This window comes from Lysobacter hankyongensis (assembly GCF_039543145.1).
In the GTDB taxonomy this organism is placed as follows: Bacteria; Pseudomonadota; Gammaproteobacteria; order Xanthomonadales; family Xanthomonadaceae; genus Lysobacter_I; species Lysobacter_I hankyongensis.
The window spans coordinates 40744-64333 of the sequence record NZ_BAABJE010000014.1 but is presented as its reverse complement, the minus strand read 5'-3'; the positions used below and the strand labels follow the sequence as shown (position 1 = coordinate 64333).

The following is a 23590-nucleotide window of genomic DNA, read 5'->3' as shown; positions in this document are numbered from 1 at the left end:
CACATGCGCCTTCCTGTCGTCTTCATGTTTTCCGGCCAGAGCTCGCAATACCATCAGATGGGGCGGGAGCTTTACGACCAGCATCCGCGTTTCCGGATGTGGATGGACTATTGCGACGAAATCGCGCAGCCGCTGATCGGCGGCTCGCTGTGCGACGTGCTCTACCGGGACGGCGACAAGAGCCGGCCGTTCGATCGGCTGCTGCACACCAACCCTGCGCTGGTCGCCTTCGAGTACAGCCTCTCGCGCGTGCTGATGGAGGCCGGCGCCGAACCGGCCTACCTGCTCGGTTACAGTCTGGGCGAACTCGGCGCGGCGATCGTGGGCGGCGCGCTGACGCTGGAACAGGGGCTGGTGTTCGCGATCGATTACGCGAAGCTGATCGAGGCCGAAAGCCCGCCCGCCACCATGCTGGCGGTGATCGACGTCCCCGATATCGAGCGCCGTTACGCCGAGCTGTTCGAGAACTGCTGGATCACCGCGCGGAATTTCGACCAGCATCTGGTCGTCACCGGTCCGGTCGCGTCGATCCAGCCGCTTCGCGAAGCGCTGGCGCGCGACGGCGTGCTGCATCAGGTGCTGGCGGTCAACTACGGCTTCCATACCGAGATGCAGCAGCCGCTGGAATCGCGGATGCTGGAACTCGCGCGGAAGCTCGACTTCAAGCCGCTGCGCATTCCGTTCGTGTCGTGCTGCGACGGCGCCGTGTACGACCGCGACACCGACCCCGCGGTGTGGCCGCAGCATCTATGGTCCGCGTTCAGGCATCCGGTCGCGTTCGACGCCACGGTGCGCGGGCTGCTGGGCCGCGGCGACTTCCATTTCGTGGATGTTGGCCCCAGCGGCACGCTGGCGACGTTTGTCAAATACCTGCTCCCCACCGGAAGCGCGTCGCTGTTCGGCGACACGATCAATCCCTTCGGACGGGATCTGCAGACCTTCGGCAATGCGGTCCGGCGGATGGGCCTGAACGACGCTGGCCGTCATTAATTCAAGGGAAGGAAACCGGTTGGTGAATGGATTTTTCGAAATGGGTCAGCAGGTGCTCGTCTCGCAGCCGTTCAGTCGGCTGCTGGGTACCGAACTGTGCGAGCTGTCCGAAGGCTATGCCGAGCTGTCGCTGCGGATCCGCGAGGATTTCAAGCAGAGCTACGGCTTCGTCCACGGCGGCGTGGTCAGCTATCTGGCCGACAATTGCCTGACCTTCGCCGGCGCGACCGTGCTCGGCAACTGCGTGACCTCCGAGTTCAAGATCAACTACGTGATGCCGACCATCGGCGAGACCCTCGTCGCCAAGGCGACGGTGCTGGCGTTCGCCCTGCGCCAGGCGGTCTGCGAATGCAAGCTCTACGTCGTGCGCGGCGGAGAATCGATGCTGGTGGCGGTCGCGCAGGGCACGATCGTCAAGATCGAAACCGACGTCAGGGGCGGCGTATGAAGGCCGCCGTCTACCGGCGATACGGCTCGCCAGATCGCGTGCGGATCGAGGACGTGCCCACGCCCGAACCGGGGCCGGGCGAAATCCGCATCCGCATGCGCGCGGCCTCGGTCAATCCGGCCGACGCCTACATGCTTCGCGGCTGGCCGTACGTGTTGCGGCTGCAGACCGGGCTGCGGCGTCCGAAGAACATCGGCCTCGGGCTCGATTTCGCCGGCGTGATCGACCGGGTGGGCGAAACCGCGACCGATCTGCGTCCCGGCGATGCCGTCTTCGGCGAAATGTCCACGCCCTTCACGGGGCTCACGCGCAGCTTCGCGGAGTATCTGTGCGTCCCCGCCGAGCAGGCGGGGAAGATCCCGCCCGGCCTCTCGTTCGAGGAGGCCGCGTCGCTGCCGCTGACCGGCTCCACGGCGCTGTATGCGGTGCGCGATTTCGGCGAACTGCGTCCGGGGCAACAGGTGCTGATCAACGGCGCGGGCGGCGGCATCGGCGTGCATGCGGTGCAGCTCGCGAAGCATTTCGGCGCCATCGTCACCGCCGTGTGCAGCGAGGAGAAGGCCTCGATGGTGCGCGAACTCGGCGCGGATCGGGTCATCGACTACCGGAAAATCGACTTCACCGCGGAAGACATCCGCTACGACGTCATCATCGATCTGGTCAGCAGCCACAGCGCCAAACGCTGCGGGCGGGTGCTCGCGCCAGAAGGCCGGTTCGTCTGGGTCGGCGCCGTCGACTCGGTCCCGGTGTTCGGCCCGCTGCGACCGGCGCTGGCCGTCATGCGGATGTCGCTGTCCGCGCGCGGGCAACGCTGGAGCTGCCTTTCGAGAAAGACCACGACTGCGGACCTGGCGACGCTCGCCGGGCTCTTCGCCGAAGGCGCATTGCGCCCGGTCATCGGTCGGCGCTATCCGCTGGAGGAGGTCGCCGATGCCATCCGTTATCTGGAGAAAGGCCATGCAAGCGGCAAAGTTGTCATCACGATTTGACCCATGCCCTGGCACCATGGGCACGTCGGGCCGCGGGCAGGCAGCACGGCGCGGCGGTTTTTACATCGATTCACGCTTGAATATCGTGAATACCATTGCATTTTCGCCAAACAAGTTGTTGCGGGAACGGCGAATCACTATGATCGAAGGCGGTGTCGGGCGCTTCCCGCACCAGGATTGGACCGCAAGGATTGCTGAACGATGATGGACCACGACACCCTGCAGGAACGCACCGAAAACTACCTGAAGTCGCTGATCTGCGAAGCGGCGGATGCGGCGCTCGTCTTCGATGCCGAAACGCCGTTCGGCGAACTCGGCGTCAATTCGTTCCTCGTTCTCAAGATCCTCAAACGCCTCGAACAGGATTTCGGCACGCTGCCGAAGACGCTCCTGTTCGAAAATTTCAACGTGCGCGATCTCGCGCGCTATTTCGTGAAGTCGCATGCGGACACGTTGATGCGCAAGTTCGGCGACGGATCCGCAGCGCCGCCGGCGCCTGCCGCCGCACCGAATCCCGCACCGGTCGCCGCGCCGTCGGCACAGCCCGCGCCATCCGCGCCTGCCGCAGCGGTCGCCGTCGCCCCGGTCGCCGTGGTCGAACGCGCGCCGCCGTTGGTCGCGATCCGCCATCTCGACCGCTACCCGCAGCTCAAGCAGCGCCGGCTCGAGATTTTCCACCAGTACAAGAACGAATCCTCGGTCTCGCGCGGTACCGCGACGATCGCGCCGCTGCTGTTCTTCGGCGAAGCGCAGCGCGGTTATTTCAATTGCGGCAAGGGCAAGGGCATCCTGCTGGCCTACGGCTATACCGGCCCCGAAGCGGATTTCCTGCCGCTGGCCGAAGAGCTGTACCGGTACTGCGACGCCAACGGCCTGCAGTTCAACCTGTTCGTCGAAGACCGCCTGCCGCCGCTCTGCGGCAAGGCCTTCTCCGCGACCCCGTTCGGGGTGATGCAGCGGGTGCTCGATCTGCCGTCGTTCACGCTCGAAGGCCAGAAGATGCGTCGCCTGCGCTATCTGGTCTCCAAATTCTCGAATTCCGGCGCCTGCCGCACCGAAGAATACCTCTGCGGCAGCGACCCGAAGACCGCCGAAGCGGTCGCGGCGATCATCGACCAGTGGTGCGCATCGCGCACGATGGTCAATCCGCTGATCCACGTCGTGAAGGACGAAATCCTCGCCGGCACCCTGGATCGCGAACACCGGCTGTTCCTCACCTACATCGACGACGTGCTGCAGAACGCGATCCTGGTGTCGCCGATGGCCGCCGGCGCCGGATACCTGATGGATCTCGAATTCTACGGGCCGGACATGCCGCTCGGCGGCCTCGAATTCGCCATCGTCAACATCATCCAGACGCTGCGCGACGAGGGCTGCCAGGTCTTCAGTCTCGGCGGCACCTACGGCTGCAAGCTCGGCGATTCGCCCGACGCGGACCCCGCGATCGAAAGCATCCTCGAAGACCTGCGCCAGCAGAACATCTTCAACGACGCGGGCAATCTGCAGTTCAAGAACAAGTTCCGCCCCGAGAGCAAGGACATCTTCCTGTGCCGCGCGGTCGACGCCGGCCGCGCGGACAACGTGCTCGACATCATCCTGATGATCGCCGACCCGTCGACCAACCAGATCGACGAACCCGTCGACCTGCCGCCTGCCGAGACGGCGCCGGTCGCGATGCCCGCCGCCGCCGCGGTGCAGGCGCCCCAGGCCGCTCCCGCGCAGACGGTCGCCATCGCCGACAGCCCGCGCTGGCGCGCGCTGGAAGCGGCCGGCTTCAACCCGATGAACCTCGCCGCCGGCCAGGTCGATTTCGATCTGAAGACCGACTCCTGGGCGCAGCTGACGCTGCCCGCCATCGACAAACAGATGGCGAACCTGTTCGCGCAGATCCAGCGCCCGGTCGACGTGAACGCCAGCCTGCGCCGGGTGTTCCCGTTCGCCCATTTCACGCTCACCGCCTCCGGCCGCGCCGCCGAAGACCTGTTCTGCCAGGCCTGGGACAAGAAGGGCCGGGTACCGCAGAACATCCTGTTCCCGAGCACCATCTACCACCAGATCGACAAGGGATTCTCGCCGCGGGAAATGCCCGATGCGAAGGTCTTCGACCTGCAGTCGGCCGCGCCCTTCCGCGGCAACATCGATCTGGCGGCGCTGAAGGTCGAGATCGACGCGCATGGCGCCGACATCGGCTACGTCTGCATCGAACTGACCGACAACGCCGCCGGCGGCGGCGCGGTGTCGCTGGCGCACCTGAAGGACGTGAAGGCGCTGCTCGACAAGTACCGCGACACGCACGGCATCCGGCTGGTGCTCGACGCCACCCGCATCATCGAGAATGCGCTGGTCGTCATCGAACATGAGCCCGAGTGGCGCGACGCCACGCCGTGGCAGGTCGCCGAGGCGCTGCTGTCGCAGGCCGACACGGTGGTCGCCAGCCTGGCCAAGGATTTCTGCGTCAACAAGGGCGGCCTGATCGCCACCAACGATCAGGCGCTGCACGACCGGTTGCAGGCGCTGCAGCAGCGCGGCGGCAAGGCGCTGGACGTGATCGACCGCAAGTGCATCGCCGCGTCGCTGCAGAACCGCGGCTTCATCGAAACCCAGGTGCGCCGCCGCGTCGACGCCGTGCGCGCGCTGGGGCAGCGTCTCGCCGACCATGGCCTGCCGGTCGTGCGTCCCTCGCTGGCGCACTGCGTGCTGATCGACGTCAAGCGCATTCCGGAATTCAGCGGTCTCGCCGCACCGGTGGCGTCGTTCTGCGCCTGGCTGTATCTCGCGACCGGCGTCCGCGCCGGCGCGCACAGCGTCGGGATGCAGCAGAAGTCCACGCTCAATCAGCTGGTGCGGCTGGCCATTCCGGTCGGCCTCAAGAGCGACGAGGTGCGCAGGCTCGGCGATCTGCTGATCGAAGCCTTCGCCAGGAAGGTCAACATTCCCGACCTCGGCGTCGCCGATGGCGCCGGCGACCTGCACGCGAAGCATCGGCTCGACCGGCTGCTGGCACCCGCCGCCGTCGCTTCCGTATCCGCCGGCACGGTCGACACCGCCGCGTCGACGCAAATCGCAGCCCCGGCCGCAGCCGCGCCCACCGCCGCGCAGCCGGCCCCGAGCGCGCCGGCGCCGCGCAACGCGCACCGCGACGAGGACATGGAGATCGCGATCGTCGGCATGGCCGCCCGCCTCCCGAAGGCCCGGAACGCCGAGGAACTCTGGGAGAACCTGGTCGGCGGACGCGACTGCATCGGCGAAATTCCGCAGTCCCGCTACGCGCGCCGACGCAACCGCGACGCGCTCGGCCGCTACCGCGGCGGCTTCATCGACGACCTCGACCGCTTCGATTCGCTGTTCTTCAATATTTCGCCGCGCGAAGCGGAGACCCTGGATCCGCAGGAACGCCTGTTCCTCGAAGTCTCTTGGGAAGCGCTGGAAGACGCCGGCTACTACCCCGAAGCCTTCCAGAGCGAGGAGCTCGGCGGGCGCCAGATCGGCGTGTACGTCGGCGCGGTCTGGGCGATGTACCAGATGGTCGGCGCCGAAGAGCGCCTGGCCGGCAACAAGGTGGTCGCGAATTCGTTCCTGTGGAGCATCGCGAACCGCGTTTCCTATTTCATGAACTTCACCGGCCCCAGCATCGCGGTGGATACCGCGTGCTCGGCCAGCCTCACCGCGATCCATCTCGCCTGCGACGCGATCCAGCGCGGCGAGTGCGCCGCCGCGCTCGTCGGCGGCGTCAATCTCGACGTGCACCAGTGCAAGCAGGAAATCACCGTCGCCGGCGGGCTGCTGTCCGAAGACGGCCTGTGCCGCGCGTTCGGCCGCGGCGCCAGCGGCTATGTGCCGGGCGAGGGCGTCGGCGCGCTGCTGCTGAAGCCGCTGGCCCAGGCCAGGCGCGATCGCGACAACATCTACGCGGTGATCAAGGGCTCCGCGATCAGCCACGGCGGCCGCAACAGCGGCTTCTCGGTGCCGAACTCGAAGGCGCAGTGCGACGTCATCACCACGGCGCTGAAGAAGGCCGATATCGATGCACGCAGCATCGGCTACATCGAAGCCCACGGCACCGGCACCGAACTCGGCGATCCGATCGAGATTTCCGGGCTGAACCAGACTTTCGAACGCTACGATGTGCCGCTGCACAGCTGCGCCATCGGTTCGATCAAGACCAACATCGGCCATCTGGAGGCCGCCGCCGGCATCGCCGGCGTGTGCAAGACCCTGCTGCAGATGCGCCACCGGACCCTGGTGCCGTCGCTGCATTCGGGCGAACTCAACGAATTCATCGATTTCGCGCATTCGCCCTTCGTCGTGCAGCAGCAGCTGGAACCGTGGCTGCCGAAGCAAGTCGACGGCGTCGTGCAGCCGCTGCGCGCCGGCATCAGCTCCTTCGGCGCGGGCGGTTCGAACGCCCACGTCATCATCGAGGCGGTCGAGTCCGATGCGCCCGCCGCGCCGGACGAGCGCGGCCTGCGGATCTTCCCGCTGTCGGCCCGCAACGAGGAACAGCTGCGCCATGTGGCGGAGCGGCTCAAGGCCTTCGTCGAGAAGCACCGCGACGGCGCCTCCGCGCCGAGCCTCGACGACATCGCCTTCACCCTGCAGCTCGGCCGCAAATCGTTCGATCATCGCGTCGCCCTGATCGCCGGCAGCCGCGAGCAGTTGCTCGACAAGCTGCAGTCGTTCCTCGCCGGCTCCCGCGACGAGCACATCCTGCTCGGCCATGTGAAGAACGCCGAGGGCATCACCAAGCTTCTCAACCGGAAGGAAAAAGAGGCGTTCATCGATCTGCTGGCGCAGTCGCGCGACCCGCTGAAACTGGCGCAGCTGTGGATCGACGGTCTGGTGTCCGACTGGCAGGGCGTGCAGGCGCAGACGCAGGGGCGGCGCATTTCGCTGCCCAGCTATCCGTTCGCCGACAAGCGCCACTGGCTGGAGCCCGCGGACGGCGCCTCGATGGTGATCGGCGCGTCCTCGACCGGCGCGCTGCATCCGCTGATCGACACCAACGAATCCACGTTCGAACGCCAGCTGTTCCGCAAGGTCTTCAACGACCGCGAATTCTTCATCTACGACCATCTGGTCTCGGACATTCCGACCCTGCCGGGCGTCGCCTACCTCGATTTCGCGCGCAAGGCCGGCGAAATCGCCGCCGGGCGCAAGGTCCGCAGGATCCGCAACATCCTCTGGGTCAGCCCGCTGACGGTCCAGAACGGCGTGCCCAACGAAGTCTTCATCGAACTGAAGCCCTCGGGCGACACGGTGACGTTCGAGGTCTTCAGCGAACGCGAGACCGGCGGCAAGCTGCTCTACTGCCAGGGCAAGCTGCAGTACGCCACCGCGGAAGAAGAGGCCGCCGAGGACGAATTCGTCGACCTCAAGGCGATCCGCGAACGCACCGAGAAGGTCAGCGACGCCGCGCGCGCCTATCCGCAGTTCAAGACCCTCGGCCTGGGTCTCGGCCCGACCTTCCAGGCCCTGCAGGAAGTCCATCGCAATCCGCAGTCCAGCTTCGAAGTGCTCGGCGCACTGAAGATCCCCGAACTCGACGCGCTGCGCTTCGACGAGTTCGTGCTGCATCCCTCGCTGGTCGACTCCGCCTTCCAGGCGGCGATGGGCGCACGCCTCGCCGACGCCGGCGGCGAAATGTTCGTGCCGTACTCGCTGGGCGAAGTCGAGATCGTGCATCCGCTCACGCCGGTCTGTTACAGCTACGTCACCGATGCGAACGACGCCAAAAAGTCGTCGAACGTTTCGAAGATGAACGTGCTGATCGTCGACGAGCAGGGCAAGGTGCTGGTGCGGGTGCGCGACTCGGTCGGCGTGCCGCTGCTCGATGTGCACGAGAAGCCGGGGCAGGGCGGTGCCGCCAAAGCGGCGGCCGGCGCAGACGACGCGTTCTCGACGCTCTACTTCGGCACCGAATGGCAGTCGTCGACGATCGAACCGGCAGCGCTGCCCGCGGGTACGCGGCAGACGGTCGTGCTGTTCGCGCCTGACGCCGCCGCCCACGACGCCTACCGCACTGCGTTGGCTGCCACCGGCGACGACGGCAGCGGCCTGGTCGCGGTCTATCCGGGCGAAGGCTTCGCCCGCATCGACGAGCGCAGTTACCGCGCCGATCCCGGCAGCCGCGAAAGCTTCGAGGCGCTGCTGTCGGCACTGCGCGAAACCCACGCTGCACCGCTGCAGGTGTGCTTCGCGTGGTCGACGCAGCCGACCGGCGAATCGCTGTCGGCGGAACAGCGCGCGGCGGAATCGCTCGACCGCGGCGTGCGTGCGTTCCTGCACCTGTGCCAGGCGATCATCGCGCAGAAGCGCGAAGCCGATGTCCGCCTGAACTACGTCTACTTCAGCGACACCCCGGAAGCGCAGGCGCACGACGAAGCGATCCAGGGCTTCGTGACGATCCTGCGCGCGGAAAACCCGAAGCTCGCGTGCAAGGTGATCGATTTCCAGCAGCCGGCGGCGACGTTCGACGCGAACGCGGTCTCCGCGCTCGCGCGCGAATACGGCCAGGACACGAAGGCGCTCGCCGTCCGTTACGTCGATGGCCGCCGCTATCTGCGTCGGATCGAAGCCTGCCCGACGCCCGATGCCGATACCTTCACCTCGACGCCGGTCAGGCATCGCGGCGCCTACATCATCACCGGCGGCGCCGGCGGTCTCGGCCTGATCTTCGCCGAGCACCTGGCGAAGGAATTCCAGGCGCGTCTGGTTCTCAGCGGTCGCAGTGCGCTGAAGAGCGACACCGAGGCGGCGCTGGATGCGCTGCGCGCGGCCGGTGCCGAAGTGGAGTACGTGCAGGCCGACGTGTCCCGGCGCGAGGATGTCGAACGGCTGGTCGGCACCTGCCGCGAACGCTTCGGCGCCGTGCACGGCATCATCCACAGCGCCGGCGTGCTGCGCGACGCCTACGTCCGCAACAAGCACTGGGAGGACATGGCGGCCGTGTTCGCGCCGAAGATCCTCGGCACGGTCCTGCTCGACGACGCCACTCGCGACGATCCGCTCGATTTCTTCGTGATGTTCTCGTCGCTGGCGGCCCTCGCCGGCAACGCCGGGCAGAGCGACTACTCGTACGCCAACCACTACATGGACGCGTTCGCCGCCCGGCGCAACGCACTCGCGCGCCATGGTGCGCGCCACGGCAAGACGTTGAGCATCAACTGGTCGATCTGGGCTGAAGGCGGCATGCGCCTGGACGAACAGACCGCCCTGTTCTTCGAACGCAATCTCGGCATCAAGCCGCTGCAGCGCGAGGTCGGCGTGCGCGCCTTCATGCTCGGCCTGCAGACCGAGCTGTCGCATCTCGCGGTGATGCAGGGCGTGCGCGAGAAGATCGAGCGCGCCTGGGGCATCGGCGTGCCGGATGTCGCGCCCACGGCCGCGACCGCACCGCAGGCAGGCGCCACCGCAGGCGCAGCGGCACCCGCGGAGGCCGCGGGCGGCGGCGACGATCTGGCGCTGGCGGTCCAGGATGCGTTGTCGCGCATCGTCATGGACTTCCTCAAGATCGACGCCGAAGACATCGATCTCGACACGATTCTGCTGGATCTGGGCTTCGACTCGATCGGCCTCACCTCCTTCAGCAATCTGGTCAACGAGAAGTACGACCTCGACATCACCCCGGTGACGTTCTTCGAGTACCCGAACATCCGCGAGATCGCGAAGCATCTCGCGCAGGACCATCGCGAGAAGGCCCTGCGGGTGCACGGCCAGGCGGGGGCAGCGCCGGCGGCCACGGCGTCGGCGGCACGGGCCGACGCGCCCGCGGTGGCCGCGCAGGCGCCGATCGGTTTCAAGAAGAAGCTCGACATCGTCGACGCGCCGCTGCCGGCGGCCGCGGGCGGTCATGCCGCCGGCGGCGGGTTCTCCCCGCAGCGCCGCTTCGTCGAGCGCCCGATCGCGATCGTCGGCATGAGCGGCGTGATGCCGCAGGCCGACGACCTCGACGAGTACTGGGAGAAGCTGCGCAACGCCGAGAACAACATGGTCACGCTGATCCCGCCGGACCGCTGGGACTGGGAGGAGTACTACGGCGATCCGATGGTGGAGAAGAACAAGACGCTGTCGAAGTGGGGCGGCTTCATGCGTGAGGTCGACAAGTTCGACCCGCTGTTCTGGGGCATCTCGCCGCGCGAAGCGGAAATGATGGACCCGCAGCAGCGCATCTTCCTGGAAAGCGCGTGGGGCGCGGTCGAGGATTCCGGCCACAAGGTCTCCGACCTCGCGGGCACCAAGACCGGCCTGTTCGTCGGCGCGGCGACCCGCGACTACATCGACATGATGGTGATGAACCACGCCGAGCTGGACGGTTATTCCGCGTCCGGCACGTCGCACGCGATCCTGGTCAACCGGGTGTCGTTCATGCTCGACATCCACGGACCGAGCGCGCCGCTGGATACCGCCTGCTCCAGTTCGCTGGTGGCGCTGCATCGCGCGATCGAATCGATCCACACCGGCAGTTCCGAGATGGCGATCGTCGGCGGCGTGCAGGTCATGCTCACCCCGGCGGGCCACATCTCCTTCGGCGCCGCCGGCATGCTGGCCGACGACGGCAAGTGCAAGACCTTCGATTCGCGCGCCAACGGTTACGTGCGCGGCGAGGGCTCCGGCGCGATCCTGATCCGTCCGCTGGAAGACGCGATCGCCGACGGCGACCACATCTATGCGGTGATCAAATCGACCGCGGAGAACCACGGCGGCAAGGCGACGATGCTCACCGCGCCGAACCCGAACGCGCAGGCCGAGCTGCTGGTCGAGGCCTACGAGAAGGCCGAGATCGATCCGCGCAGCGTCGGGTTCCTGGAATGCCACGGCACCGGCACCAGCCTGGGCGACCCGATCGAAATCCAGGCGATGAAGAAGGCGTTCTCGGACCTCTACCGCAAGCATCAGCTGCCCGCGCCGACCAAGCCGCACATCGGCCTGACTTCGGCCAAGACCAACATCGGCCACCTCGAAACCGCGGCCGGCATCGCCGGCATCCTCAAGGTGCTGCTGTCGATCAAGCACAAGCAGATCCCGGCGCTGCTGCACTTCGAGAGGCTCAACCCCTACATCAACCTCGACAACTCCCCGTTCTATCCGGTCGCGAAGACCCAGGACTGGGAACCGGCGCTGGACGATCAGGGCAAGCCGTATCCGCGTCGCGCCGGCATCAGCTCGTTCGGTTTCGGCGGTGCGAACGTGCATATCGTGCTGGAGGAGTACCTCGATGCGCAGACGCGTTCGAGCGCCCGTCCGGCCGGTCCGCACCTGATCGTGCTGTCGGCGAAGACCACCGACCGTCTGCGCGCCAACGCCGGACGGCTGCTGGCGCATCTGTCGAAGGGCACCGACGACGATCTCGCCGACATCGCCTACACCCTGCAGATCGGCCGCGATGCGATGCCGGAACGCATGGGGCTGATCGTGGACTCGACCCAGGCGCTGATCGAACGGCTGCAGGCCTTCGTCGACGGCGATGCGGCCAGGGCCGACGTCAAACTGGCCAGCGTCCGTCGCAAGTCGGACGTCAAACCCACCGATGCCGGCACGATCGCGCAATGGCTGGGCGACCGCGATCTCGCCGCGCTGCTCGACGTATGGCTCAAGGGCCAGGAGCCGAACTGGAAGGCGCTGTACGCGGGCTACACGATGCGTCGCTGCTCGCTGCCGACCTACGCCTTCGCGCGCGAGCGCTACTGGTTCAGCATCGACCCCGAGAAACAGAAGACGGGCAGCCAGCCGGTCATGCATCCGCTGCTGCATCGCAACGTCTCGGTGTTCGGGCGGCAGTCGTTCGCATCGGACAGCGCCGCGTTCGAAAAATCGCTGCGCGGCAAAGCGCTGCGCCCCGAAATCGGGCTGCCGGACCTGCTGCCGGTCGAAATGGTCCGGCTGGCGGTGCGGGAGTCCCTTGGCGATGCCGGACACCAGGCACGCATCGAATTGCGCGCTCTGACGTGGACGGGCATCGAGCCCACCGCACAGGGCGGCACCGTCTCCGCGGATCTGTACGCGACCGGCGGCAGCGGCTTCGACTTCGAGGTGAGAACCTCGGGCGCGGACGCCGAATCGATGCTGTGCGAAGGCACCGGCGATTACGAAGCGAGCGAAGATCCGGGCCGCATCGATCTGCCGCAGCTGCGCACCCTGTTCCGTGGCGAAGCCCGCGATGCCGCGGGCGTCTACGGCGCGCTGCTCGATGCAGGTTTGGCCCGCGACCGCCTGCCGGATGGCGTGGTCGCCCGCGTTCGCGGCGAGCGGCAGCAGTTGCTCGATTTCCGCCTGCCGTCGAAGGCGGATGGCGCCGTCGATGGACTGGAGACCTTCGCGCTGCTTTCGCTCGCGCACCTGGCCTGTCTCGACCATCTGGCCGGCGATGGCGTGCCTCCGTCGGCAACGACGCTGCTGGCGCTGGAACGCATCGCATTCGCCCCGGTCGGCGCCGATGAAGGCGCGGCGCGCGAAGGCGCGATCTGGGTGCGGTCGTCGCGCGACGGAGGTCGTCGCGATGGCAGCGCCGCGATCGACATCGACGTGATCGATGCCGAAGGTCGCGTCCTCATCAAGATCAAGGGCCTGACGATCGGCTACCCGGCGACGCTGGACGCCGATCGCGCGCACGACGAGGAGTTCGCCTCGCTGCTCGAATCGCTCTACGCCCCGGGTCGTTCTGCAGCCTCGAACCCGACGGCTCAACGCATGTCGAGCACCGAATTCGAGGATGCGCTCGATGCGATCTACGAGACGGGCGCGAGCTGATGGACATCGCACGTTTGTCATCGAAGTCTGGGCATGATCCGCGATTCCATGCCCGCAGCCCCGACTTACGGCAATCGACCCGGTGGTCCATTCCGGCGCCGGATACCGCGCCGGACGAAAACCGCGTGCGGGCCTGCAAAACCCGTGAAAATCAGCGTGTAAACTTGGTTGATCAAACCGCATTTCGGCTTAATAATGTTGATCGGGAAAATCGGTTGAAACGCCCGCTTCGCGGGCCTTCGGACATGGAGCGTTGAATGCAGAATCTGGCGACACTCATCGAGAGTTGGTCCGGTCACGGCGAGCGGACGGCGATCGTCTGCGACGGCGCAACGCTCGACTACGCGCAGCTGCACGCGAGAATCTGCCACTGGCGCGAGCAACTGCGCGAGGCGGGCATCGCTCCCGGCGCATGCATCGCGATGCGCGGACAGGTCTCCGGCGACATGATCGGGTTGCTGTTCGCGCTGATCGAAAACGCGAACATCGTGGTGCCATTCCTCTCCGCGACGAACTTCGAAGTGGAAGAGGCGCTTGAAACCGCATGCGTCGATGGCGTTTTCGAGTTTTCCGGCGACGGCGGCAGCCTGTACACGCACTGTGGCTACGGCAAGGATCACCCGCTGCTCGATCGCCTGCGCGGCGAACCCAAGGAAGCCGGGCTCATCCTGTTCACGTCCGGGTCGACCGGCAAGAACAAGGCCTCGGTGCATCGTTTCTCGCGGCTGTTCGCGAATGTCCTGCAGAAGCCGGGAGCGGCCTTCCGCACCCTGATCTTCCTGATGTTCGACCATATCGGCGGCATCAACACGCTGCTGCATGTGCTGTGCAACGGCGGTACCGCGGTATTCGTCGGCGATCGTTCGGTCGCCGCGGTGTGTCACGCGATCCAGTCGCAGCGCGTGCAGCTGCTGCCGACCACGCCGACCTTCCTGAACATGCTGCTGATTTCGGATCAGCGCGAGGCCTATGACCTCTCGTCGCTGGAGCTGGTCACCTACGGTACCGAACCGATGTCGCTGGCCACGCTCAAGGCCTTGAACCAGGCGCTGCCGGGGGTGCGCTGCAAACAAACGTACGGGCTGACCGAAGTCGGCATCCTGCCGACGCGGTCCGAGGACGCCGGTTCCACCTGGATGAAGGTCGGCGGCGAGCACCATCAGATCCGGATCGTCGACGGCATTCTCTGGATCCGCACCGACGCCGCCATGCTCGGCTATCTCAACGCGCCATCTCCCTTCGACGATGAGGGTTGGCTCAATACCGGCGACATGGTCGAGGAGCGCGATGGCTACATGCGCATCCTCGGACGCAAGTCGGAGATCATCAACGTCGGCGGCGAGAAGGTCTACCCGAGCGAGATCGAGAATCTGATCCTCCAGGTGGACAACATCAGCGATGTCGTCGTCAGCGGCAAGCCGAGCGCGCTGACCGGCTTTCTCGTCGTCGCGACGGTGCAACTGATCGAGCCCGAGCCTGCGGCGCAGGTCGAGCGGCGCGTGCGTGCGTATTGTCGCGACCATCTGCCGTCGTACAAGGTGCCGGTCGCGGTCAAGGTGACCGAGGATGCCTTGTTCAGTGCACGGTTCAAGAAAACTCGTCGGCCGGCACCCGCTGCGCAGGACGCTGTCATCGATGCCAAAAAGGAGCAAGCAAGTGCCGAGTGACAAAAAAGTGGTCGTCATCAGCGGCGGCAGCCGCGGACTGGGGCAGGCATTGGTACAGGACCGGCTCGACGCGGGCGACATCGTCGCCACGTTCAGCCGTTCCAGCAACGCTTTCATCGATCAACTGCGCAGCGCCGATCCGAACGGCGAGCGTTTCCATTGGGAAGCGATCGAAGGCACCGACCTCGACGGGGTCAGGAACTTCGGCATGAACGTCATGCGCCGCTACAAGCGCATCGATGCCTTGATCAACAATGCCGGCGTCGGCGTCGAGGGCTTGCTGACGATGACCTCGGAGCGCGACATCCATCTGGCGCTGACCCTGAACCTGGAGTCGGTGATCGTGCTGACGCGGACCTGCCTCAAGGCGATGATCGCGCATCGGCACGGAAGCATCATCAACATCTCCTCGGTCAACGCCCTGCGCGGCCACAAGGGCCTGTCCGTCTACAGCGCCACCAAGGCGGCGCTGCTGGGCTTCACCCGCAGCCTCGCGACCGAAGTCGGGCCGCAGGGCGTCACCGTGAACGCGATCGCGCCCGGATTTTTCGAAAGCGAGATGGTCGGCCACCTGACCGACGCGCAGCGCGCCCGCATCATCCGCCGGACGCCCATGCGCGCCATGTGCACCACCCAGGACGTCGTCGACAGCGCCCGTTTCCTGCTGTCGACGCGCGCCATCACCGGCCAGACGCTCTCGGTCGATGGCGGTTTCTCGAGCTAACGCCCAGCCCCGCGGCTGCCCCTTCCGTTCAACCCGTCCGATCAAAACGATCCCAGGAACACCATGAGCGAACACCAGCAGATCATCTACGACATCCTTCGTCGCGTCGCCGAGGAGGAGGGCCTGCAACTCGGCACGATCAGCGATTCCAGCGCGCTCATCGACACGCTCGGATTCCGCTCGCTGCACATCGCGCGCATCCTCGCGATTCTGGAGATGGAGTTTTCCTACGATCCGTTCGCGAGCGGCGATGTGCCGATCACCGGCCTGCGCACGGTCGGCGATCTCTGCGCCGCGTACGAGCGCTGATCAAACGGATATTTTGGAGGCGATCGATTCCCACGCCGACCACGTTGCGTGGCGGGCTCGATGGCGTCGATTGGAGCAGGATTCGGAATGGAAAAGCAGCACGGCGACATCGCAATCATCGGCATGGCCGGGAGATTTCCCGGCTCGGCCTCGACGCATGAATTCTGGAACAATCTGTGCGCCGGTCGCTCGGGTATCGCCACGCTGTCCTCCGAAGAACTGCTGGCGCATGGCGTTTCGGCCGAAACGCTGGCCGATCCGAATTACGTCAAAGTCGCGCCGCTGCTCGCGGACCACGATTGCTTCGACGCGGAGTTTTTCTGGATTCCGCCGCGCGATGCGGAAATCATGGATCCGCAGCATCGGCTGTTGCTCGAATGCGCATGGGCGACCATGGAAGACGCCGGCTACGCACCGGACACCCAACCCGGCCGGGTCGGCGTTTTCGCCGGATCCGGCGGCATCGTGTCCAGTCATCTGCTGTCGTGCACCGGGCACTACGACGAAGTCATCGGCAAGACCGGCGGCAGTTGGCATGTCGGCAACGACAAGGATTTCGTCCCGACGCGCCTGTCCTACAAGCTGAATCTGCGCGGCCCGAGCATCGCGGTGCAGACGGCATGCTCGACCTCGCTGGTCGCGGTGCATCTGGCCTGCCAGAGCATCCGCGCGGGCGAATGCGGCATGGCTCTGGCCGGTGCGGTCGCGGTGCGGACCCCGCACGTGTCGGGTTATCTGTACGAAAGCGGCAATATCCTCTCCGCCGACGGGCAGGTCCGCGCCTTCGATGCGGAGGCGCGCGGCGTCGTGTTCGGCAGCGGCGTCGGCATGGTCCTGCTCAAGCCGCTGCAACAGGCGCTGGCCGACGGCGACTGCATCCATGCCGTCATCAAGGGATCGGCCATCAACAACGATGGCGGCCAGAAGATGAGCTTCCTGGCCACCAAGGTCGAAGGCCAACTCGACTGCATGCGCGCCGCGCTGGACAACGCCGGCGTGTCCGCCGACAGCCTCGGCTATATCGAGGCGCACGGCACCGGCACGGCGATGGGTGATCCGATCGAAACCCTCGCGCTCGGCCGGTTGTTCCGCAGCGAGACCGATCGTCGTCAGTTCTGCGCGATCGGATCGGTCAAGAACAACATCGGCCACCTCGATATCGCCGCCGGCATGGCGAGCCTGATCAAGGTCGCGATGAGCCTGAAGCACCGGCGCATTCCGCCATGCATCAATTTCACCCGGCCGAATCCCAAGATCGATTTCGAAAGCAGCCCCTTCCACGTCAACACCGATCCGATCGAATGGCCGCAGGCGGACACGCCGCGCCGCGCCGCGATCAACTGTCTCGGCATCGGCGGCACCAATGCGTTCATGGTGCTGGAAGAAGCGCCGCAGCGGCCGTCGCCGGTGCGCGCGGCGGCGATGCCGCGCATCGTCGTGCTGTCGGCGAAGACCGAGGCCGCGCTGTGGCGCAAGGTCGCCGATCTCATCGCCTGGCTCGGCACCGGCGAGGGCGTTCATCTCGACGATGTCGCCTTCACCTTCGCCACCGGCCGCAGCCTGTTCGCGCATCGCTGCGTGCTGGTGGTGAACGATATCGCTGAACTGATCGCCAAACTCGGGCGCCTGAGCCGGCATCGGCGCGCGCCGGATTGTTTCGTCGGCGACGTCGAGCGCGCCGGCAGCGCGACGCCGGGCCTCGACGAGTTCGCGAATTTCCTGGTGCAGCAGATTCTCGGCGGTTTGCCGGCCGAAGACATGCGCAGCAAACTGCTGTCGCTCGCGGATCTGTACTGCCGCGGGGCGACGGTGTCGCTGGATGCGCTGTTCGCAGGAACGGGCGCGCAGCGGATTGCGTTGCCCACGTATCCCTTCGAAAAGAGACGCTTCGCGATCCCCGAACGGCCCGAGAACGCCGGCCCGGCCGCGATCGCGGCTACGGCGCCGTCGATCCTGCATCCGCTGCTGCACACGAACGCGTCCGACATCTCGGGATTGATCTTCACGTCCGAGTTCGATGGCCGCGAATTCTTCCTGCGCGACCATCAAGTGCTCGAACACCCCGTTCTGCCCGGCGTGGCGTATGTCGAAATGGTACGCGCCGCGGCGGCGCTGGCGCTGCCGGGCGACCAGACGCGAACGCTCGAATTCAGCGATCACGCCTGGATCCAGCCGGTGGTCGTCGACGAGACGTTCGCGCTGAAGGTCGTGCTGCACGACAACGGCGAAGACGAGGACGGCGGACGCTGGCTCGAATACGAGATCCTGTCCGAAGGCGGAAGCGGCGAAACCTCCCACGCCCGCGGAACGGTCCGCTGCAGTGCGCAGGCCATCGACGCCGAGCCGGTGGATCTCGTCGCGGTCGACGAGTCGATCGAAGGCGCGAACCGCGATCGCGATGCGCTGTACGCGCGTTTCGATGCGCTGGGTTTGCACTATGGACCGACCATGCAGGGCATCACCGACCTGCGTACCGACGGCAACGAAGTGATCGCTCATCTGCACCTCCCGGGCACGCCGGATCCGCGCTTCGGCCTGCACCCCGCAATGATGGATTCGGCGATGCAGTGCACGATCGGTCTGCTCGCGGGCCTGGACGGCGAAACCGGCGCTGCGGTGATGCCGTTCGCCTTCGACGACATGATCGTGCACGGCAGCACCACGAACGACATGTGGGTCTGGGTGCGTCGCGCGCCCGGCACGCCCGTCGCGGGCATGCCGTCGCTGGATATCGACCTGGTCGACGACCAGGGCCAGGCGCGGGTGAGCATCCGCGGCCTGATCTCGCGCACGGTCGCATCCGCACCGGGCGTTGCCTCGCCCGTCGCCGCGTCGACGCGCGCCGTCGCGGCTGCGCCAGCGCCTGCGAAGCCGACCGCGTCACCGGCGTCCGGACCCGCCCTGCGCGCGTTGGCCCCGATCTGGAATCCGGTGCGTTTCGGAGGCGACGCGGTGACGACGGCGCCGGGGGAACGCTGCCTGCTGCTCGGCGGGGACGAGGCACTGTTCGCCTGGCTGCGTGCGGCGCAGATCGAGACACCGATCGATCTGCGCCATCAGCCGATCGTCGCCGGCGACTCGATCGAACGGATCGAGCGCCTGCTGTCCGATCACGAATTCGATCATCTGCTGTGGTTCGCGCCCGAGGCGGAGGCCGACGATCAGGACACGATCGTCGCCGGCCAGGAAGCGGGCGTGCTCGCGTTGTTCCGCATCCTCAAGGCGTTGAGTCGGCTCGACTGTTTCGAGCGCGAACTCAAGTTCACGGTCGTCACCCGCCGCGCGCTGCAGGTCTTCGACGACGAACCGGTGTCGCCGCATCATGCCGGCGTGCACGGCATGATCGGCAGCTTCGCCAAGGAGCTGCCGCTGTGGCGCTTCCGGCTGCTCGACATCGAATCGACCGCCGATCTCGACCCGAGCGAAATCCTCGCGCTGCCCTGGGACGAGCAGGGCAGGGGACTGGCCTATCGCGGCGACGAATGGTTCCGACAGGAATTCGCCGATGTCGGCCACCTGTCGCTCCCGCACGCCGCGTACCGGCAAAAGGGCGTCTACGTCGTGATCGGCGGCGCTGGCGGGCTCGGCGAAGTCTGGACGCGGCACATGGTCGCGCGCTTCGATGCCGAAGTGATCTGGATCGGTCGCCGGCCGCAGGATGCCGACATCGAAGCGAAGCTCGATGCGATCGCGGCCCTGGGCCGTCGTCCGCACTATGTCTCCGCGGACGCCACCGACGCGGCGGCGCTGACGGCGGCGGTCGCGGTCATCCGCGAGCGCTTCCCGCGGATCGACGGCGTGGTCCATTCCGCGCTGGTCCTGAAGGATCAGACGGTGCGGGCGATGGACGAGACCGTTTTTCGCCAGAGCCTCGCGGCGAAGGTCGACGTCAGCGTCGCCATCGAGCGCGCCTTCGCCGGCCAGGATCTCGATTTCGTCCTGTTCTTCTCGTCGGTGGCGTCGTTCCACCGCGACGCCGGCCAGTCGAACTACTGCGCCGGCTGCACCTTCAAGGACAGTTTCGCGCAGGCCATGCGCGCACGTCATCCGTACCCGGTCAAGATCGTCAACTGGGGCTATTGGGGCAGCGTCGGCATCGTGACCGACCAGTTCTTCCGCAAGCGCATGGAAAGCCGCGGCATCGGTTCGATCGAGCCGGAAGAGGCGATGCGCGCGCTGGAAGCCTTCGTCGCCTCGGACATGGATCAGCTGGTCATGATCAAGGTGATCGCCCAGCGCGCGCTCGATGAACTGTGGGTGTCGGAAGAAGTCCTCCATTATCAGGATCACGAGGCATCGATCCGTTACGGCAACGAGACGGTGATCGCATCGTGAATCGAAAACACACCAACATGTTGAACACCGGATCTCCTTCGCCGGGCTCCGCTTCCGCGCTCGACCTCGCGCAGCAGCGCCTGCGGTTCGCGGACGCGCATCCGCGGCAGGCGCGATCGATCAGGTCCGTGGCGATCTCCCTGCTGGCCCTCGGCGTGGCTTTCGGTGCCTGCGCGCAGACGCCGCAGACCGAGCCCGCGCCGGATCCGGACAGCGATGTCCTCGAAGACGTCGTCATCGACGTGCCCGCGGAGACGCCACCTGCGGCAGCGGTCCCGGCCGCAGCGACGCCAGCGCCGCCGGAGCAGGGCACCGACGCGACCGTCGACTTCGATGATGTCGAAATCGACGTCGGCCCGGGCATGCAGGATCTTGCCGGCGATACGCCGCAGGATCAGACGGCCGCGGGCGAAACGCCTGCCGACCCCGCATCGGAAGGACCGCTGTCGGCGACCGGCGAAGCGAACCCGACCGCGAATGCGACGGAAGGCGATCGGCCGCTCGCGGCTTGGCTGGATCCGCTGCGCATCAGCCTGAAACACGAAATCTCGTACAAGTTCGCCTCGCCCCAGCGCGTGGTGAACAACCGATCTTCCGTGCGGCTGGAATATTCGAAGCCTCTGACCAGCAATCTGTACCTCCGCCTGGATACGAAGCTCAACCTGCACTGGACCAACGATCACCGCGCCAAGGCCAAGGACGAGAGTCCGTTCCGCGAACTGGTCACCCGAGAGGCCTATCTGCAGAGCAGTTTCGGCAACACGAGCTTCCGGCTCGGTTATCAGATCCTGCCGTGGGGCGTTTCCGAGGGCGGCGCGATCACCGACGAAGTCAGTCCCCGCAACAACGCGGAGTTCTTCTTCATCTCGCTGGAGGAGTCCCGCGTCGGTCAGCCGATGCTGGCCATGGACCACTTCGGCAACTCCGGACAGTGGAGCGCGTTCTTCGTGCCGCGGCCCGGTTACAACAAATATCCGGACCGCGGATCCGAGTACGACATCCCCGGCGCCTTCGACCGGAACGCGCCGGACGACGACTGGGACAATGCCGGTACCTACGAATTCGGTGCGCGCTGGAAGCGTACGTTCGGCAAGAGTGACATCAGCCTGATGGCGGCGCGACTGATCGACAACGATTACCTGGTGCGCCAGCAGCGATTCAGCATGTACGGGCTGACCGCCAACATCGCGATCGACAACCTGCTGCTGCGCGCGGAAGTGGCGCTGAAACAGCCGCGCGCGTTCTTCGCGACCCCTGCCGGCGGCAGCGGTCTGACCGTCGTCGAGAGCGACCAGTTCGATTCGTCCTTCGGCTTCGATTATTCGCCGGGCGGCCGCACGCTGGTGTACAGCGCGGAAGTCGTCTGGAGCCGCCTGCTGGACTGGAACGGCGACATCGTGGGACGCGAGCAGGACGAATATTCGCTGGTGGGCGCGGTGACCAACCGCTTCTTCAACGACGATCTGACCCTGAGCTGGCTGACCATCTACAGCAGGCCGTACACCAGCATCCGGCACAGATTCCTCAGTTCCTACCTGATCGACGACAACTCAACGGTCTATTTCGAATTGTTCTATCCTGACGAACGGGACGATCGCAGTGGCACCTGGCCGTATCGAGACCAGAAACAGTTCGTCATCCGATATCAGTACCAATTCTAGCGACCGCGAGATGGATCCCGCCATGCTGACGCCCGTTGAAGATGTATCGAAGAAAATCCTGTCGAAGCAGATCGACAAGCAGGATGCCATGCGCCTGTTCCGGTCTCTGGACAAGGCGTCGCAGTTGCAGGTGCTGGAGATCGTCCGCCGTGCGGACGGCACTGCGCCTGCGCTCGACGGCAAGCGTGCGACGCGGCCCCTGAAGGCACTCGCACAGGGCGAACTCACCGACGAGCACCGCGTCTGGATCGCCGCGCTCGTCGAGACGTACGAACGCTTCGTGCCGAACTCGAGGGCCCACGCGCTCGAACAGAAGGCCCACGTCGTCGACCCGCGTCGCGCCGCCCATCCGATCAGGGATCTGAAGCCGCTGCAGTTCCAGATCGCCTGGACCCTGGCCGAAGGCGCCTACGTCCACGATGCCGACGGCAACCGGTATATCGACATCTCCGGCGACATCGGCGCGAACCTGTTCGGACACCGCCCATCCTTCCTGATCGATGCGCTGAGGCAGAGCCTGGATCAGGGCATTCCGTCGGTCGGCCATTCCGAGACGATCGCTCGGGCCTGCGCACTGTTCTGCGGGATCACCGGGCACGAGCGCGCGCTGTTCACGCACTCGGGCGCCGATGCGCTGCTGTCCGCGGTCCGCATCGCGCGCGCGGCGACAGGCCGCAGAAAGCTCGTCGTGTTCGCCGACAACGGTGTCTCGACGACTGCGGGCATGCTGCAGGACTTCGCCGACCCGCTCATCGTGCTGGACGACGCCGACACGGCGTCGCTCGACACGATCGAACAGCGCGCCGGCGAGATCGCCGGCGTGTTGATCGAGCCGTCGCGATCGGGCCAGGCCGGCAAGCCATCCGCGGAATTCCTCAAGGCGCTTCGCCAGCTGACGATCGAGAAGAGCATCGCGCTGATTTTCGACGAGACGATCGCCGGTTTTCGCGTCTGCACCAAGGGCCGTGCCGATCTCCGTCCAGACATGGCCGCCTACGGCGAGATCGTGGGCGGCGGCCTGCCCACGGGCGTCATCGCAGGCGCGGCGAAATACATGGACCTGATCGATGGCGGCGCCTGGCGATCCGGCGACGACAGCGAGCCGGGAGCCAAGCGCACGGGCATGGCCGGCACCCATTCGCAGAACCCGCTGAATATCGCGGCCGCTCTGGCCGTCCTCGGCGAAATCGAAAAGCGCGGCTGCGACGGCGTGCAGGCCTGCGGGAGCGGCACCTGTTTCCAGTGCAGCCTCAGCGAAAAAACCGCGCGGCTGGCCGACACGCTGAACGCGTTCTTCGCCGAAGAGCGGCTGCCGGTCGCCATCGACGCCTTCGGTTCGTTCTTCCGCGTCCGCTTCGTCGACAGCGACCGCGCCGTGACCGAAGCGCTGTTCTTCACCCTGCTGCGCATGGAGGGCGTGGAGACGCACTTCCAGCGCGACTGCTTCCTGAGCACGGCCCACACCGACGAGGACATCGCGACGGTGATCGCCGGCGTGAAGGCGAGCCTGTCGAACCTGAAGCGCAGCGGCTTTTTCCGCGAACGCGCGGAGGACGCGACGCAGGACGCCGCGGTGCAGGTCGTCGCGCCACTGCCCGCAGCCACGGCATTCGCGCCCCCCCCGCAGTCCGGCAACGCAACGCGCCGCAACGAAATGGAGCGCCTGAAGGCGCTGCTCGCCGCCGACCTCGCGTTGGCAGAAGAATCAGGGAATTATTGAG

The 23590-nt window shown here is 66.3% G+C and carries 10 protein-coding genes; all 10 read left to right on the top strand.

What is annotated here, in order from left to right:
• Positions 1-3 precede the first annotated feature (3 nt).
• On the top strand, positions 4-990 hold the full coding sequence (locus tag ABD974_RS12485; protein WP_345303668.1) for an acyltransferase domain-containing protein: 987 nt from the start codon (positions 4-6) through the stop codon (positions 988-990).
• A 22-nt stretch (positions 991-1012) separates the two neighbouring features.
• On the top strand, positions 1013-1438 hold the full coding sequence (locus ABD974_RS12480) for a PaaI family thioesterase (protein ID WP_345303667.1): 426 nt from the start codon (positions 1013-1015) through the stop codon (positions 1436-1438).
• The gene (locus ABD974_RS12475; protein WP_345303666.1) at positions 1435-2427 is read left to right on the top strand and encodes an NAD(P)-dependent alcohol dehydrogenase; all 993 of its coding nucleotides are present in this window, start codon (positions 1435-1437) and stop codon (positions 2425-2427) included. The genes ABD974_RS12480 and ABD974_RS12475 overlap by 4 nt, the downstream gene beginning before the upstream one ends.
• Positions 2428-2628: 201 nt before the next feature.
• Positions 2629-13173: an SDR family NAD(P)-dependent oxidoreductase gene (locus ABD974_RS12470; RefSeq protein WP_345303665.1), complete on the top strand. Its 10545-nt coding sequence runs from the start codon at positions 2629-2631 to the stop codon at positions 13171-13173.
• Positions 13174-13430: 257 nt separating this feature from the next.
• Positions 13431-14840, top strand: a complete 1410-nt coding sequence (locus tag ABD974_RS12465; protein WP_345303664.1) for a class I adenylate-forming enzyme family protein — start codon at positions 13431-13433, stop codon at positions 14838-14840.
• Positions 14830-15564, top strand: a complete 735-nt coding sequence (locus tag ABD974_RS12460; RefSeq protein WP_345303663.1) for an SDR family NAD(P)-dependent oxidoreductase — start codon at positions 14830-14832, stop codon at positions 15562-15564. Before ABD974_RS12465 ends, ABD974_RS12460 begins: the two co-directional genes overlap by 11 nt.
• 63 nt (positions 15565-15627) lie before the next feature.
• Complete coding sequence (locus ABD974_RS12455; RefSeq protein WP_345303662.1) at positions 15628-15873, top strand: hypothetical protein; 246 nt, start codon at positions 15628-15630, stop codon at positions 15871-15873.
• Positions 15874-15960: 87 nt separating this feature from the next.
• Positions 15961-20208 carry an SDR family NAD(P)-dependent oxidoreductase gene (locus ABD974_RS12450; RefSeq protein ID WP_345303661.1) on the top strand — a complete coding sequence of 1416 codons (4248 nt, stop codon included), beginning with the start codon at positions 15961-15963 and terminating at the stop codon, positions 20206-20208.
• Positions 20205-21869: a hypothetical protein gene (locus ABD974_RS12445; RefSeq protein WP_345303660.1), complete on the top strand. Its 1665-nt coding sequence runs from the start codon at positions 20205-20207 to the stop codon at positions 21867-21869. Before ABD974_RS12450 ends, ABD974_RS12445 begins: the two co-directional genes overlap by 4 nt.
• Positions 21870-21891: 22 nt before the next feature.
• Positions 21892-23589: an aminotransferase class III-fold pyridoxal phosphate-dependent enzyme gene (locus ABD974_RS12440; RefSeq protein WP_345303659.1), complete on the top strand. Its 1698-nt coding sequence runs from the start codon at positions 21892-21894 to the stop codon at positions 23587-23589.
• Position 23590 lies beyond the last annotated feature (1 nt).

Excerpts from the sequence above, each read along its gene's own strand:
- ABD974_RS12455 (WP_345303662.1), top strand. The coding sequence starts at position 15,628 with ATGAGCGAACACCAGCAGATCATCTACGACATCCTTCGTCGCGTCGCC.
- ABD974_RS12475 (WP_345303666.1), top strand. The coding sequence starts at position 1,435 with ATGAAGGCCGCCGTCTACCGGCGATACGGCTCGCCAGATCGCGTGCGG.
- ABD974_RS12470 (WP_345303665.1), top strand. The coding sequence starts at position 2,629 with ATGATGGACCACGACACCCTGCAGGAACGCACCGAAAACTACCTGAAG.
- ABD974_RS12450 (WP_345303661.1), top strand. The coding sequence starts at position 15,961 with ATGGAAAAGCAGCACGGCGACATCGCAATCATCGGCATGGCCGGGAGA.
- ABD974_RS12440 (WP_345303659.1), top strand. The coding sequence starts at position 21,892 with ATGCTGACGCCCGTTGAAGATGTATCGAAGAAAATCCTGTCGAAGCAG.
- ABD974_RS12485 (WP_345303668.1), top strand. The coding sequence starts at position 4 with ATGCGCCTTCCTGTCGTCTTCATGTTTTCCGGCCAGAGCTCGCAATAC.
- ABD974_RS12465 (WP_345303664.1), top strand. The coding sequence starts at position 13,431 with ATGCAGAATCTGGCGACACTCATCGAGAGTTGGTCCGGTCACGGCGAG.